The sequence below is a fragment of the Myxococcus sp. AS-1-15 genome (assembly GCF_020037055.1).
Lineage (GTDB): Bacteria > Myxococcota > Myxococcia > Myxococcales > Myxococcaceae > Myxococcus > Myxococcus fulvus.
In genome coordinates this window covers 100253-114689 of record NZ_JAIQDF010000022.1, presented here as the reverse complement: position 1 = coordinate 114689, position 14437 = coordinate 100253, and the positions used below count along the sequence as shown (strand labels likewise).

Here is a 14437-nt window from a genome sequence, read left to right as displayed (position 1 = left end):
TCCGACATCAGGGCCAGGGGAACCGTGGCATAGATGTCATGGACATCCGAAACTTCCGGTCGGGATGGTGTTGATTCTAATGCCCTCACGACGGCCCGCAAGCAGACCCTTCTCGGGCACACGTCGCCCTTCAGGGAGGTCAGCCTCCCTGCTGGAAGGGCTCGCCCGCCTGCCTGCCGCGTGACAGGCGGGGTCAACGTCCGGCAAGGGGTCCGGGTGGACCCCTGACTCAGGGCGACTCCGCGCGCTTCTTGAAGGCGTCCAGCATCTTGGGCAGCGAGGTGTCCACCAGGGCGTTGACGACGGCCTTGGGCACGAGCAGCCCCAGGGCCATCTCCACGTTGTAGGTCGCGCGCGTCTTGCCCTCGCCCTCGGCCTCCAGCAGCCAGCTGCCCTTGTTGTCCTTCATGACCTCGCCCTCGATGAAGGTCCAGGCCATGCGGCGCGGGCGCTCCTCCACCACGCGGATGGAGTAGCGGACGGTCTTCATCACGTCGACCTTGTAGTGGACGTCGACGGTGTCGCCCTTGCGGTTGGCGGTGCGGATCTCCTTCACCTCCGGGAGGAACTCCGGGTAGCGCTCGTACTGCGTGATGACATCGAACACCTTCTCGATGGGGGCGTTGATGACGATGGTCCGCGTGGCGCCAGGCATGGTGTCGGTCTCCGAAAGCGTCGAGGGGTCGGCCTAGATGGAAGCGTATCCCGGCTTCTTGTCGAACTTGTGCAGGGACTGGATGAAGCGCACGGTGCTCGTCTTGCTGCGCATCACCACCGAGTGCGTCTCGCAGCCGCCGCCGAAGAAGCGCACGCCCTTGAGGAAGTCGCCGCTGGTGACACCCGTGGCCGCGAACATCACCTCGCCCCGGGCCAGCTCCTCCGCCGCGTAGATCTTCGCCATGTCGGTGATGCCCATCTTCTTCGCGCGCTCGACTTCGCCCGCGTTGCGGGGCACCAGCCGGCCCTGCATGTCGCCGCCGGTGGCGCGGATGGCCGCCGCCGCGATGACGCCCTCGGGGGCGCCGCCGGTGCCCATCAGCACGTCCACGCCCGTGCCCTCGAAGCACGTGGCGATGGCGCCCGCCACGTCACCGTCCTCGATGAGCCGGATGCGCGCGCCCGCGGCGCGGATCTCCTTGATGAGGTCCTGGTGCCGCTCACGGTCCAGCACCACCACGGTGAGGTCCGACACGTAGACCTTCATCTTCTCCGCGATGGTGCGCAGGTTCTCCGTGGCGCTCTTGCGCAGGTCGATGGCGCCCCGGGCCCTGGGGCCCACGGCCAGCTTCTCCATGTACGTGTCCGGCGCGTTGAGCAGCCCGCCCTTGCTGGCCATGGCCACCACGGTGATGGAGCCTGGACGGCCGTAGGCGCACAGGTTGGTGCCCTCGAGCGGGTCCAACGCGATGTCCACCGCGGGGTCACCGTCGGCGCGGCGGCCCACCTTCTCGCCGATGTAGAGCATGGGCGCCTCGTCGCGCTCGCCCTCGCCGATGACGATGGTGCCGTCGATGTGCAGCGCGTCGAAGGCGCGGCGCATCGCGTCCACGGCGGCCTGGTCCGACTCGTTCTTGTCCCCACGGCCCATCAGGCGGGCGGAGGCGATGGCCGCCATCTCGGTGACGCGCACCACCTCCATTGCCAGGTTGCGATCCATCTTCTGTGCTCCTTCAAGGTCCTGCGTTCGGATTTTCCAGCAGCCGGGCCACGGACTCCGGCAACCGCGTGGGCTTGCCGTCGCGCCCCACGCACGCGTGGAGGGTACGACCGGTGCACAGCAACGTGCGCGGCTCGCCCTCGCGAAAAAGCTCGTAGGTGAACACGACCGAGGCCCGCCGCAACTCGCTCACGCTCGCGCGGATGACGAGCATGTCGTCATAGCGCGCGGGCGCCTTGTACGCGCAGCTCGCCTCCGCCACGGGCAGCATCAACCCGGAGCCCTCCAGCTCCCGGTAGCTGCCACCGCGCGCGCGGAAGAACTCGCTCCGGGCGAACTCGAAGTAGCGGAAGTAGTTCGCGTAGTACACGACACCCATCTGATCGGTGTCGCCGTAGATGACGCGAAGTCGGGCCTCGACCATGAGGGCGCGGACCGTAGCAGGGGGTGGGCGCCTGCGTCCAAGCCGCGACGTACCTTCTGGATTGCATCCACGCGGCCGGGCAGTGCAGCTTCTCGGACGTATGATTCGCGCCCTCGTCCTGACCGCGGTGCTGGCGTCGCTCCCCGCCGCCGCGCGTCCTCCCCGACTCACCCTGCTCATCACCGTGGACGCGCTCGGCAGCGACGTCCTCTTGCGCAACCGGCCCCGGCTCCAGGGCGGCTTGGGTCAACTGCTCGACAGTGGCGCCTACTTCCCGTACGCGCGCTATGGCTACGCGAAGTGCCGCACGGCGCCGGGCCACACCACGCTGGCCACCGGCGCCAACCCGTGGCGCCACGGCATCGTCGACAACCGCTGGTGGGACCGGGCCTCGGGCAAGCGGGTCTATTCGTTCGTGGACCCGGCGCACCCGGTGCTGGAGGCCGCGTCCAAGCCGGGCCAGGACGCGAGCCCCGTCAACCTGATGGCGGAGACGCTGGCGGACCGGCTGCGCATGGCCACGCAGCAGCGCGGCAAGGCGGTGTCGATGTCGCTCAAGTCCCGCTCGGCCATCGCCATGGCGGGCCGGCTGGGTCAGGCGTGGTGGTTCGACGAGGACAGCGGCAAGTTCGTCACCGGCACCTGGTACGCGAAGGAGTTCCCCCAGTGGCTCCAGCAGTTCAACGCGCGCAAGCTTCCGGACCGGTCCTTCGGCAAGACATGGGAGCTGTCGCGTCCGCGCGCCGAGTACGTGGGCGAGGATGACCTGCCCCACGAGGCGGACTCGTACGGCCTGGGCCGCGTGTTCCCCCACCCGCTCACGGGAGGGTTGAAGGCGCCGGGGACGGACTTCTACAAGGCGTTCGGCGTATCCCCGGACTCGCACGAGTTCCTCGTGGAGGCGGCCAAGGCGGCCATCGCCGGCGAGGGACTGGGCAAGGACGCGGTGCCGGACCTGCTCATGGTGAGCTTCAGCGGCACGGACAACGTGTTCCATGAGTACGGCCCGTACTCGTGGGAGATGCAGGACACGGTGCTGCGGTTGGACAAGGCCCTGGGGGAGCTCATCTCCGCGGCCGAGCGCGCGGCGGGCGGTCGCGCCAACCTGAGCATCGCGCTGGTGGCGGACCACGGCGGAGCGGCGGCGCCCGAGGAGTGGGCCGCGGCGGGACTGCCCGCTCAGCGGATGCACCCGAAGGCCATCAGCGAGGGAATCACGGCGATGGTGAAGGAGCGCTTCGGGCCGGACGTCACCGTGGCGATGGAGGAGCTGGACGTGTACCTGGGGGGCCCCGCGCTGACGTCGGGCAAGGTGGATGGGGCCCAGGTGCGGCGCGCGGTGGTGGACTGGCTGAAGAAGCAGCCCATCGTGGTGGCGGCGGTGACGCGCGAGGAGCTGTTCTCCGCGCCGGACCCGGCGGGCCACCTGGCCACGCTGCGCAAGGGCTACTACCCGGAGCGCAGCGGCGACGTGCTCTACATGCTGGCCCCCTTCCAGGTCGTCTATTACGACGCGCAGGGCAGCACGCACGGCTCGCCGTACTCGTACGACTCGCAGGTGCCCGTGGTGTTCGCGGGCAAGGGCGTCAAGCCGGGCACGTACATGACGGAGCTGGACCCGGTGGACGTGGCGCCCACGCTCGCGGCGCTGATGGAGATGGGTATGCCCGCGTCGACAGAGGGCAAGCCCCGAGCGGAGATCCTCACCGGCAAGTGACGCGAGTCCCCGGTCCTAGGGGGTCTTCGCGATGAGCTTCTGGACGGCGTCGAGCTCCGCCTCCACCGACTGACGCTGGGTGGAGAGCTGCTGCAACTGGAGCTCGAACGCCTTGTCCACCTGCTGGATGTTCGCGATGCGCGACTCCAGCGTCCGTCCCTCGCGCGAGCCAGGTGGGTGCTTCGCCGCCAGGTTGGACAAAACGCCAATCAGGTGGCTGAGCTGGTTGCGCGACTGGAGGATGTGCTGGGCCTGGAGATCCAGCTCGGACTTCTTCGTGGTCAGCACCGACAGTCGCGCCTGCGAAGCCGCGAAGCCGGTGCGGGGCACGCTGGCCGTGGGCTGGAACGCGTCCTTGGGAGACGCGCTGGCCCGCGCCGGTGTCGGCGCCAGGGGCTTCGGGTCAGGCGGACGTGCGGGGACGGACGCCTTCGGCGGAATGTCCGGCAGCCCTCGGGCCCCGGGCTTCTTGGGAAACTTGATCATGGTCGGCTGGGGGATGACGGCGCGACGCTGGCCCTACGCTTCGAATCTTCACATCACGACATTTCCCGGCAACGCCCGCACACCACGAATGCCCACCACGCGACACCCTCGCCGCCCTTCGGAACGAGGATGAGGCCGACGCGTCCGTGGATCAACTTGTGGTCGCGAGGAACCGATCCAGGACGCCATTCACCCACACAGGCGCATCGAGCTGGAGCCAGTGTCCGGTGACGGGTTCCACCTTCAGGCACGGCAGCTCGGACACCACGTGCTGGTACGCGTCCGGCCCCTGGTTGTGCGCCGTCACCACGGACAGCTTGGGCCCGGGGTAGGCCCGCAGCGCCGTCACCGGGTCGAACGTCAGCAGCGCGCCCAGCCCGGAGCGCACCGCGCGCCGCGGGGTTGCGCGCAGGCCCGCGAGCACCTGCGCCCGGACCTCCTCGCTGGACGGCGCGAGCATCGGCGCCCAGTACTCCTCCACGACGGCCAGCCACGCGTCCGAGCCCAGCACCGCCATCAGCCCCTGGGCCTGCTCGGCGGGAATCTGGCGACCGTCGGAGGCGGGGTCCAACAGCAGCAAGCCCGCCACGCGCGAGGGGTTCGCCGCCGCGTACGCCGCGCACACCGCGCCGCCCAGGCTGTGTCCCACGAGCACGAACCGCTCCAGCTTCAACCCCTCCACCACCGCGGCCACATCCGAGGCGAAGTCCTCGACGGTGGCATCCGCGGCCTGCGTGAGCTCGGACTGGCCGTGGCCGCGCAGGTCCAACGCGAGCGCGCGACGCGACGTGCGCAGGTGCTCCAGCTGCGCGCGCCAGTGCTTCGTGCTCCCGGCGCTCGAGTGGACGAACACCACCGGAAGCCCACCCACGCCACCATCATCCACGTACAGCTCACCCGCCGTGCCCTTCATGACGACCTCCAGGAATCGAGAGCGCGTCCAGCCGCGCCATGAATCCTTGAGTACGCCCCATCCCTGTCAGAATCTGTCACCAAATGACACGAGTCAGCCGAGTGATGCGTCTGGTGGACTTCCTGCGGGGGCGCGAGGCCACCACCGTGGGGGAGATTGCCTCCGCGCTGGAGGTGAGCGAGCGCACCGTCCACCGGGACCTCGCGACGCTGCGCGGGCAGGGCCTGCCCATCGCCAGCGACACGGGCCCGGGAGGTGGCGTGCGCCTGGAAAGAGACAGGGGCGTCACCGCCGTCCACCTGTCCGTGGAGGAGGTCGTCTCGCTGTGGCTGATGGCGAGCCTGTCCTCGACGGGGAGCGCGCTGCCGTGGGGGGACGCGGCGCGCTCGGGGCTCGACAAGCTCTTCGCCAGCGTGCCGAAGGAGCGCGCACGCGGCATGCGAGAGCTCTGCCGGCGCGTGGTGGTGGGGAAGCCCGCGACGGAGCGGGTGCTGGCGGAGCTGGGGACTCCGCCCCGGGAGCTGCTCGCCGTGTTCGAGCAGGCCTTCCGTGAGCAGGTGTGCCTGTCCTTCGACTACGTGGACCGGCATGGGAAGAAGAGCCGCCGGTGCGTCGAGCCGCACGGGCTGCTCGTCGAGGCGCCCGTCTGGTACGTGCTCGCGCGCGACGTGGAGAAGTCCGCGGCGCGGATGTTCCGGATGGACCGCATCCAGCGGCCCCGCCGCGTGCCCGGGCGCCACTTCACACCCGACATGGAGGGGTTGCGGGCCCAGGCCCTCGCCCAGAAAGGCAAGGGCCCGGAGCAGTGACGCTCAGCCCTGAGTGGGCGTCGCGCGCGGACGACGCGGCTTCTTGGTGCTGGTGATCTCCAGCGACAGGTCCATGGCCCGCGCCGAGTGCGTCAGCGCGCCCATGGAGACGAAGTCCACGCCCATCTTCGCCAGCCGGGGCAGCCGGTCCAGCGTGACGCCGCCGGAGACCTCGAGAGGCACGCGGCCCCCCGCGAGCTTCACGGCCTCGCGAATCTGCGCGTCGTCCATGTTGTCGAGCATCACCACGTCCGCCCCACCCTCCAGGGCCTCCGCGAGCTGCTTGAGGTTGGTGACCTCGATTTCAATCTTGCACAGGCGCGGGCCATTGGCCTTGGCGCGCTTGAGCGCCTCGGAGATGGAGCCGCCCACCGCCGCGATGTGGTTGTCCTTGATGAGGACGCCATCGAAGAGGCCGAAGCGGTGGTTGGTGGCACCGCCCATGCGGACGGCGTCCTTGGCCAGCACGCGCATGCCCGGCGGCGTCTTGCGCGTGTCCAGCACCTGCATCTTCGAGCCACGCACCGACGTCATCGCCTGCTGAGCCAGGGTGGCGATGCCGGCGGCGCGCTGCACGAGGTTGAGCGCGGTGCGCTCGGCGGCGAGCAGGGAGCGCAGCCGCCCGTGACACCGGGCGGCCACGACCTTGGGTTTGATCTCCTGGCCGTCCTGGCGGACCAGCTCCACCTCGACGTCCGGGTCGACCTTGTGAAAGACGCGCGTGAAGGCCTCCAGCCCCGCGAGGACCAACTGCTCCTTGGCGACCAGCTCAGCGCTTCCCTCCGCGTCGGGAGGGATGAGCGCTTGCGAGGTGACGTCTCCCGCCGCCCCCAGGTCTTCGTCGAGGGCGAGGTCGATGAGCCGATCCAGGTAATCCTGCTGCACGTCTCCTCCTGCTACCGCCGGGCCTTCGCCCGTGCCGAGGGCTTCGCCCGGGTGACCTTCTTGGCCGCCGCCTTCCGGGCGGAGGCCTTCTTCGCGGTGGCCTTGCCACCCGTCTTCTTGCCCGCCGACTTCGCGGGGGCCTTCTTCGCCGGGGCGCCCTTCTTCGCGGCCGTTCCCGCGGACTTCTTCAAGGCGCCCTTCTTCGCGGCGGCCTTGCCCGTGGCCTTCTTCGCCGTGGCGCCTTTCTTCGCGGCGGCCTTGCCCGCGGACTTCGCGCCAGCCTTCTTGGCCGGAGCCTTGCCCGCCGACTTCGCGCCGGCCTTCTTCGCAGCGGCCTTGCCCGTGGACTTCGCGCCAGCCTTCTTGGCCGGTGCCTTGCCCGCCGACTTCGCGCCGGCCTTCTTCGCCGGAGCCGTGTCCGCGGGAGCCTTCTTCGTCGGGGCCGTCACCACGGACTCCGCGCCCGGAGGCGCCACGTCCGCGCCGGCCTTCTTCGCGGCCACCCCACCCGGAGGCGTGGGCTTGGGCGCGGCGGGCTTCTTCGCCGGAGCCGCCTTGGCGACAGGGGCCGGAGCCTCCGTCGGGGGCGGGAACGTCGTCGCGCTGGGAGCCCCGTCGTCGGCCTGCGCCTTGGCCTTCTTGGGCTTCTTCTCGGCCTTGGGAGCATCGGCGGGAGCCTCGCGGCCATCGCCGCCCTCCTTCGCCTTGCCGAACTCGCGCATCGCGTCGTCCACGAGCCCCATGCTCATGTACGCGACGCCCAGATCGTGGTGGTCGGAGGGAGACAGCCCCTCCTTCGTCCCCTCGCGCAGCTTCGCGAGCGCGTCCTGGACCTGGGGGTCCGTCTGGGGCACCTGGCCCTCGTCCCCTCCCATCTCACCCTTCAGCTCCTGGCCCAGGTCGACGCCGCCCGTCTCTTCCTTCGACGGGGCGACCTTCACCTGGGCCGGCTCGGAGGGGGAGGCACTCTCCTCGTCAGGACGCGTGGTGCTCTCGGACGGCAGGTTCTCGGGCATGGAGGGCTCCGGGGCAATCCGCTGCAGGTGATCTTCGAGCTTGGCCTTGCGCTCCTTCAACTCCTCCACGCGGGCGCGATCCTTCTCCACCACGTCCGGAGGCGCCTTGGCCACGAAGTTGGGGTTGTCGAGCTTGCGCAGGACGCTGGCCGCTTCCTGCTCGGCGCGGGCGATCTCCTTGCGCAGCCGGTCCCGCTCCGCGTCCAGGTCGATGAGCCCGGCCAGCGGAACGTAGATCTCCAGGTTCGTCGCCACGAAGGCCGCCGCCTGGGGAGGCTTGGCGCCCGGCGGGCCCACCTGGACGTCGGACAGGCCGGCCAGGGGCAGCAGGTAGCCCCGCCACCGCTCGAGCAGCTCGCGCGTGCGCGCATCCGGGCTCTGCACCACGGCCTTCAGCTTGGTGGCCGGCGACAGGTTGCTCTCACCGCGGATGGTGCGCAGCCCCTCGATGGCCGCGATGACCGGCGCCATCTCCGACTCGGCCGCCTCGTCCACCAGCGCCGCGTCCGGCTCCGGGTAGGAGGCGATCATGATGCTCTCCGTCGGCCGGGACATCGGCAGCTTCTGCCAGATCTCCTCGGTGATGAAGGGCATGAACGGGTGCATCAGCCGCAGCACGCGGTCCAACGCGTACACCAGCACCGCGCGCGTGGTGTCCTTCGCCGTCGCGTCGTCGCCGTAGAGCGAGGGCTTCGACAGCTCGATGTACCAGTCGCACAGCTCCGCCCAGAGGAACTGGTAGAGCGTGGAGGCGGCCTCCGCGAAGCCGTAGACCTCCAGCGACGCGCGAGCCTCCGTGGTCGCGCGCTGCAGGCGCGAGAGGATCCACCGGTCCGCCAGCGTCAGCGGCAGCTCCTTCGGCGAGCGGCCGTCGTACTGGTACCCGCCGCCCATGTTCATGAGGGCGAAGCGGCTGGCGTTCCAGAGCTTGTTGCAGAACGCCTTGTAGCCAGCGAGCCGGTCCATCGACAGCTTGATGTCGCGGCCCTGCTGGGTGAGCGAGGCGAGCGTGAAGCGCAGCGCGTCCGCGCCGAACGCGGGCATGCCCTGCGGGAACTTGTTCTTCAGCGTCGCGTTGAGCTGCTCGGGCTTCGCGCCGAGGATGACGTCCAGGGGATCGATGACGTTCCCCTTCGTCTTGGACATCTTCTCGCCCTTCTCGTCGCGCACCATCGCGTGCAGGTACACGGTGCGGAAGGGCACATCGCCCATGAAGTGCAGGCCCATCATCATCATCCGGGCGACCCAGAAGAAGATGATGTCGTGGCCCGTCTCCATGACGGACGTCGGGTAGAAGGTCTTCAGCTCCGCCGTGTCACGCGGCCAGCCCAGCGTGGAGAAGGGCCAGAGCGCGGACGAGAACCAGGTGTCCAGCACGTCCGGGTCCTGGATGAAGCTCTTGCCGCCGCACTTGGGGCAAGCCTCGGGCGCGGTGCGCGCGACGATGGGCTCCGCGCGAGCGAAGTCCACGCCGCCCACCTTCACCGTCGGGGCATCCAGCGGGAGGTCGGTGTCGTCACCCTGACGGGGGCTGCACGACGTGCAGTAGTACGCGGGAATCTGGTGGCCCCACCACAGCTGGCGGCTGACGCACCAGTCGTGGATGTTGCGCATCCAGTGGAAGTAGGTGTTCGTCCACGACTCGGGGACGAACTTGGTGCGGCCCTGCTCCACCGCCTCGATGGCCGGGCGCGCCAGCGGCTCGATCTTCACGAACCACTGCGGCGACAGGCGCGGCTCCACCACGGTGGTGCAGCGCTGGCAGGTGCCGACGTTCAGCTTGTGCGGCTCCTCCTTCTCCAGGAGCCCCTGCTCCTGCAGGTCCGCGAGCACCGCCTTGCGCGCCTCGAAGCGGTCCATGCCGGCGTACTTGCCGGTGTCCTTCGTCATCCTCGCCGACTCGTCCAGGATGGACAGCATCGGCAGCTTGTGACGCAGGCCCGTCTGGTAGTCGTTGAAGTCGTGCGCGGGCGTGACCTTCACCACGCCGGTGCCGAACTTCGGGTCCACCAGCTCCGCGTCCGCGATGATGGGAATCTCGCGGCCCGTCAGCGGCAGCACCACCTGCTGGCCGGCGAGCCCCAGGTAGCGCTCGTCCTCCGGGTGGATGGCCACGGCGGTGTCGCCCAGCATCGTCTCCGGGCGCGTCGTCGCCACGGTGAGCGTGCGCTCGCTGTCCTTGATGGGATAGCGGATGTGCCAGATGGAGCCGTTCTTCTCCTCGTGCTCGACCTCCAGGTCGCTCAGCGCCGTGCGGCACGAGGGACACCAGTTGATGAGCTTCTGGGCCCGGTACATCAGCCCCTCTTCGTACAGGCGGACGAAGACCTCGCGCACCGCGGCCGACGACTGGTCGTCCATGGTGAAGCGCTCGCGGCTCCAGTCCAGCGACGCGCCCAGGAAGCGGTGCTGCTCGCCGATGCGGGCGCCGTACTTGCCCTTCCACGTCCAGACGCGCTCCAGGAACTTCTCGCGGCCCAGGTCGTGGCGGCTCTTGCCCTCGGTCTTCTTGAGCTCCTTCTCCACCACCATCTGCGTGGCGATGCCGGCGTGGTCCGTGCCCGGCAGCCAGAGCGCGTTGAAGCCGCTCATCCGCTTCCAGCGCGTGAGGATGTCCTGGATGGTCGCGGTGAGCGCGTGGCCGATGTGCAGGCTGCCCGTGACGTTGGGCGGCGGCAGGACGATGGAGAAGGCGGGCTTGTCGGAGGTCGCCGCGGCGCGGAAGTAGTCGCGCTCGAGCCAGAAGGCATAGAGGCGAGCCTCGACCTCGGTGGGCTCGTAGGCCTTGGACAGTTCGGTCGTGTCGGTCATTGAAGACGGCCAGCCCCCCTGAGGAGGGCCGGCAAAGGTCAAGGGGTTACGGCGCGGGGCGCCTCAGTGCTGGGTCTCTCGGTCCTTGATGAGCCGCTCGAGCTCCTCACGGATGATGGTCTCCGCCAGCTGCGGTACGACCTCCCAGGCAATCTTCTCGATGACCTCGCGCGACGCCTTGGACAGCGCCTCGCGAAGCAGGGCCTCGCCCCCATCCGACGACGTCGGGCGCGCCGTGGCGGCCGGACGGGCCGCCGGAGCGGGCGCCGTCGGCGGGCCACCGATGTCGAGGGAGATCTCCTCGGCGCCGCTGGTGTCCGGCAGCGAGTCCTCGATGCTGATGGCCGGCTGGGCGGCCACCGGCGCCGCCGGAGCCCCCAGGCCGAATGGATCCCGGTTGCGAGCCGCCGGCTGCGTCGCCCCACCACCCGCGATGGGAGGCAGCGGCGTAGCACCCGGCGGACGGGGCAGCCCACCCGGCATGCCCGGCCCGGGAGCGCCCGGACGACCGGCCATGCCCGGAGCACCAGGCCCCGGAGGCATCCCCGGACGCGGCGGCATGCCCGGCGCGGGAGCCCCCGGCGGAGGCGGGACACCCGGACGACCCACGGCGCCCGGCGGCATTCCCGGACCCGGAGGACGCGGAGCGCCAGGGCCCGGCGGCATCCCGGGGCCAGGAGGGCGCGCCATGCCCGGACCCGGCGGCATCCCTGGACCCGGAGGACGCGGAGCGCCAGGGCCCGGCGGCATGCCAGGGCCAGGAGGACGCGCCATGCCCGGCGGCATGCCTGGACCCGGAGGACGAGGAGCGCCAGGGCCCGGCGGCATCCCGGGGCCAGGAGGACGCACGCCCGGCGCCGGCGGCACGCCCGGACGGGCGGCCGCGGGAGGCGCGGCGGCGGGGGCCGGCTGCGGCGCGACGGGCGTGGCGGAGGGACGAATCACCTGCGTGGCGACGGAGGCCGGCAGGGTGTTGGACTTCTGGCCGACCAGCGCCTTCACCTTGTCGAGCAGCACCTGGCTCTCGAAGGGCTTGGTGATGTGGTCGTCGGCGCGGGCGGCGCGGGCGCGGTTCTCGTCGAAGGCCTCGAAGGTGCCCGCCAGCAGCATCACCGGGATGCCCTGCGTGGCCGGGTCGTTCTTCAGCGCCTCGCAGACCTCGTAGCCGCTCTTGCCCGGCATCATCACGTCGGCCAGGACGACGTCCGGACGCAGCTCGCGGCTGCGCGAGATGGCGTCCAGCCCGTTGTCGACCGCGGTCACCTGAAAGTCCTCGGTCGCGAAGATCATGCCGATCACCTTGCGGATGGTGAGCGAGTCATCGGCGACCAGCAGATTCTTGGGCATCGGTATCGGGCCTCGGGGGCGTCGGACCCCCTGAATTCGTTGAGGAATCCGGCCGTGAAAACCTGCTTCACGGCACGGTATCAAGCCTGGCAGCTTACGGTTCGCGCTCCGGGACGATCAAGAAAACATGCGCTGCAGGTCGAGGAACAGCACCGGCTCCGCCAACCCGGGCACCCGGAAGGTCCCCGCCGTCTCGTCCGGCTCGAAGCGCTGCAGCACTCCGAGCACCCGCGTGGCCGTCAGCCCCACGTGACGTCCCGCCAGCTCCGCCAGGAGGAAGAACGGCTCCGGCGCGGGGGGCGTGCCGAGCAGTGCCGGAACCGAACAGATGGGCCACAGGACCTGGGCATGCGGGAAGATACCGGCGACCGGCCCGCTCTGCACGGGCAGGACGCTGAAAGCCTCGCCCCGCTCCACCACCTGGGACACGAAGGCCAGGGGGACGCCGAACAGCCGCCCCTGTGACTCGAAGACCAGCGCCCGCTCGGGCACGGACTCGGCCCAGTGCACGGGGCGCGGGGGAGCAGGCGTCGCGCGGGGGCCCACCCGGTGCGGCAGCGCCTCCGCGATGAGCTCCAGGTACAGCCGGTCCTTGTGCAGCACCGCCCCCCGGCTCAACGGCGCCAGTGAGTCCGCCAGCCCCGGCGGCAACAGGAAGAACGGCGCGCGCGCCACGTCCGCCACCTCCACCACGGAGCGCACTCGCACCGCGAGCGTGGGGCTCACATCCAGCACCACCACCATGCCCGCGTCCGGCTCCGGCGCGCCGCCGAGCAGCGCCGCCAGGTCCTTCACTTCCAGCACGCCTCGCAGGTTGCTGCCATTGCCACCGGGCATCGCCACTTCCATGACGGATGTGGCTTCCACGGCATAGCGGGTCTCCCCGGCTTCGACGAGCAAGCAGAGACGGCGACCGCTTTCGAAGGGCGACACGGGGCGCGACCCTAGCAGCGTTCCATGGGGGGTGCTAAGCCATGCGGGAGATGGCGCGCATTCTCCTCGTCGACGACGAAAAGATCGCCCGCACCCTCTACGGCGACTACCTCACGGCCGTGGGCCACACCGTCACGGCGGTGGCCACGTTCCTGGAGGCCCGACAGGCGCTCGCCGCGGACCGGTTCGACGCGGTGGTGACGGACCTCATCCTCCCCGGTGGCGACGGCATGGAGGTGCTCCGGCACGTGCGGGAGCGGCATCCGGGCGTGGAGGTGGTGGTCATCACCGGTCTGGACAAGGTGGACCCCGCCGTGCGCGCCATCAAGAGCGGCGCGGCGGAGTACCTGGTCAAGCCCGTCGCGCCCGAAGCCCTCCAGCACGCGGTGCGCCGCGCGCTCACCACCCGCGAGCTGATGCAGGAGAACGCCTCGCTGCGCCGGCACGTCGCGCTGCTCGAGGCCGGACAGCGCCTGGCCACCACGCTGGACCGCGAGAAGCTCGCTGTCGCCACCACCAGCGCGCTGGAGACCATGGCGCACGCCAACGGCATCGTCCTCTTGGAGCGCGACGCGAACCTGGGCCTGCGCGCGCAGGGCACGCGGGGGCTCCCCGAGGGCACCGAGGAGGCGCTGGTGGCGTGGCTGCGCGAGCAGCTCCTCCACGGCAAGGCGCCCAGCGACTCGGAGATGTTGGATGTCCCCTTCCAGCGCGTGAGCTCCTTCCCGGCCATCGAGTCGAACACGGTGCTGGGGCACGCGGTGCTCTTCTACTCGGACGCGCGCGCCACGGACGGCGGCGCCGAGGCCGCCGGCTACCTGGTGCGCAACTGGGCGCTGGCCCTGCGCAACCTGGACCGCTTCGCGGCGGTGGAGGACCTGGCGTACGTCGACGACCTGACGCGCCTGTTCAACACGCGCTACCTGCACCTGGTGCTGGACCGCGAGGTCCAGGCGTCCATCCAGACGCAGCGCCCCTTCAGCCTGCTGTTCCTGGACCTGGACCACTTCAAGTCCATCAACGACAACCACGGCCACCTGGTCGGCTCCAAGCTCCTGGTGGAGACCGCGCGCGTGGTGAAGGGCTGCGTGAGAGACCACGACGTGGTGGCGCGCTACGGCGGCGACGAGTACGTGGTGCTCCTGCGCAACACCGACTCGGGCGGCGCGCTCAAGGTGGCCGAGCGCATCCGGCGCACCATGGAGACGCACCAGTTCCTCGCGCGCGAGGGGCTGTCGCTCAAGCTGTCCACGTGTATCGGTGTCGCGAGCTTCCCGGAGCACGCACGGGACAAGGCCACGCTGCTGGATTTGTCGGACCGGGCGATGTACCGCGGCAAGCGCGGCACCCGGAACGTGGTCTACATGGCCGCGCAGGACCTGGAGGCCCCCCCGGCCGAGCGGCGCCAGGGGAGCAACGGCACCTGAGCGGCACCTGAG

Annotated in this window: 12 protein-coding genes; 3 read left to right on the top strand and 9 right to left on the bottom strand. The window is 70.3% G+C overall.

What is annotated here, in order from left to right; translation table 11 throughout:
• Positions 1–229: 229 nt before the first annotated feature.
• From K8625_RS39545 to K8625_RS39535, 3 genes are read right to left on the bottom strand one after another with little or no spacing between them, the layout of a single operon-like run.
• Positions 230–655, bottom strand: coding sequence for a type II toxin-antitoxin system RatA family toxin (locus K8625_RS39545; RefSeq protein WP_223752017.1), 426 nt, complete (start codon positions 653–655; stop codon positions 230–232).
• A 33-nt stretch (positions 656–688) separates the two neighbouring features.
• The gene (gene glpX, locus K8625_RS39540; protein WP_223785624.1) at positions 689–1657 is read right to left on the bottom strand and encodes a class II fructose-bisphosphatase; all 969 of its coding nucleotides are present in this window, start codon (positions 1655–1657) and stop codon (positions 689–691) included.
• A 13-nt stretch (positions 1658–1670) separates the two neighbouring features.
• Complete coding sequence (locus K8625_RS39535; protein WP_223752019.1) at positions 1671–2081, bottom strand: thioesterase family protein; 411 nt, start codon at positions 2079–2081, stop codon at positions 1671–1673.
• Between the two features lie 100 nt (positions 2082–2181).
• Between K8625_RS39535 and K8625_RS39530 the strand changes: the two genes are divergently transcribed.
• Positions 2182–3798: an alkaline phosphatase family protein gene (locus K8625_RS39530; protein ID WP_223785623.1), complete on the top strand. Its 1617-nt coding sequence runs from the start codon at positions 2182–2184 to the stop codon at positions 3796–3798.
• A gap of 15 nt (positions 3799–3813) precedes the next feature.
• Here the strand turns inward: K8625_RS39530 and K8625_RS39525 are convergent, their stop codons facing one another.
• Both K8625_RS39525 and K8625_RS39520 read right to left on the bottom strand, forming a co-directional pair.
• Positions 3814–4284, bottom strand: coding sequence for a hypothetical protein (locus tag K8625_RS39525; protein WP_223785622.1), 471 nt, complete (start codon positions 4282–4284; stop codon positions 3814–3816).
• 151 nt (positions 4285–4435) lie between these two features.
• A complete protein-coding gene (locus tag K8625_RS39520) occupies positions 4436–5197 on the bottom strand; it encodes an alpha/beta fold hydrolase (RefSeq protein WP_223785621.1) in 762 nt (253 codons plus the stop codon).
• 104 nt (positions 5198–5301) lie between these two features.
• On the opposite strand from K8625_RS39520, the gene K8625_RS39515 reads away from it, so the two are divergent.
• The gene (locus tag K8625_RS39515) at positions 5302–6006 is read left to right on the top strand and encodes a YafY family protein (RefSeq protein ID WP_223785645.1); all 705 of its coding nucleotides are present in this window, start codon (positions 5302–5304) and stop codon (positions 6004–6006) included.
• A gap of 3 nt (positions 6007–6009) precedes the next feature.
• Here the strand turns inward: K8625_RS39515 and nadC are convergent, their stop codons facing one another.
• The 4 genes from nadC to K8625_RS39495 form a co-directional block, all read right to left on the bottom strand.
• Positions 6010–6891, bottom strand: a complete 882-nt coding sequence (gene nadC, locus K8625_RS39510) for a carboxylating nicotinate-nucleotide diphosphorylase (RefSeq protein ID WP_174816738.1) — start codon at positions 6889–6891, stop codon at positions 6010–6012.
• An 11-nt stretch (positions 6892–6902) separates the two neighbouring features.
• Positions 6903–10718: a valine--tRNA ligase gene (locus tag K8625_RS39505; protein ID WP_223785620.1), complete on the bottom strand. Its 3816-nt coding sequence runs from the start codon at positions 10716–10718 to the stop codon at positions 6903–6905.
• A 63-nt stretch (positions 10719–10781) separates the two neighbouring features.
• The gene (locus K8625_RS39500) at positions 10782–12065 is read right to left on the bottom strand and encodes a PleD family two-component system response regulator (RefSeq protein WP_223785619.1); all 1284 of its coding nucleotides are present in this window, start codon (positions 12063–12065) and stop codon (positions 10782–10784) included.
• A 117-nt stretch (positions 12066–12182) separates the two neighbouring features.
• Entirely contained in the window at positions 12183–12998 is an 816-nt protein-coding gene (locus K8625_RS39495) for a chemotaxis protein CheW (protein ID WP_141323844.1), read from the bottom strand.
• Positions 12999–13048: 50 nt separating this feature from the next.
• Between K8625_RS39495 and K8625_RS39490 the strand changes: the two genes are divergently transcribed.
• A complete protein-coding gene (locus K8625_RS39490) occupies positions 13049–14425 on the top strand; it encodes a diguanylate cyclase (RefSeq protein ID WP_223752112.1) in 1377 nt (458 codons plus the stop codon).
• The last annotated feature ends 12 nt before the right edge of the window (positions 14426–14437 follow it).

Coding starts and splice junctions, on each gene's coding strand:
- K8625_RS39545 (WP_223752017.1), bottom strand. CDS start 655: ATGCCTGGCGCCACGCGGACCATCGTCATCAACGCCCCCATCGAGAAG.
- glpX (WP_223785624.1), bottom strand. CDS start 1,657: ATGGATCGCAACCTGGCAATGGAGGTGGTGCGCGTCACCGAGATGGCG.
- K8625_RS39535 (WP_223752019.1), bottom strand. CDS start 2,081: ATGGTCGAGGCCCGACTTCGCGTCATCTACGGCGACACCGATCAGATG.
- K8625_RS39530 (WP_223785623.1), top strand. CDS start 2,182: ATGATTCGCGCCCTCGTCCTGACCGCGGTGCTGGCGTCGCTCCCCGCC.
- K8625_RS39525 (WP_223785622.1), bottom strand. CDS start 4,284: ATGATCAAGTTTCCCAAGAAGCCCGGGGCCCGAGGGCTGCCGGACATT.
- K8625_RS39520 (WP_223785621.1), bottom strand. CDS start 5,197: ATGAAGGGCACGGCGGGTGAGCTGTACGTGGATGATGGTGGCGTGGGT.
- K8625_RS39515 (WP_223785645.1), top strand. CDS start 5,302: ATGCGTCTGGTGGACTTCCTGCGGGGGCGCGAGGCCACCACCGTGGGG.
- K8625_RS39505 (WP_223785620.1), bottom strand. CDS start 10,718: ATGACCGACACGACCGAACTGTCCAAGGCCTACGAGCCCACCGAGGTC.
- K8625_RS39500 (WP_223785619.1), bottom strand. CDS start 12,065: ATGCCCAAGAATCTGCTGGTCGCCGATGACTCGCTCACCATCCGCAAG.
- K8625_RS39490 (WP_223752112.1), top strand. CDS start 13,049: ATGGCGCGCATTCTCCTCGTCGACGACGAAAAGATCGCCCGCACCCTC.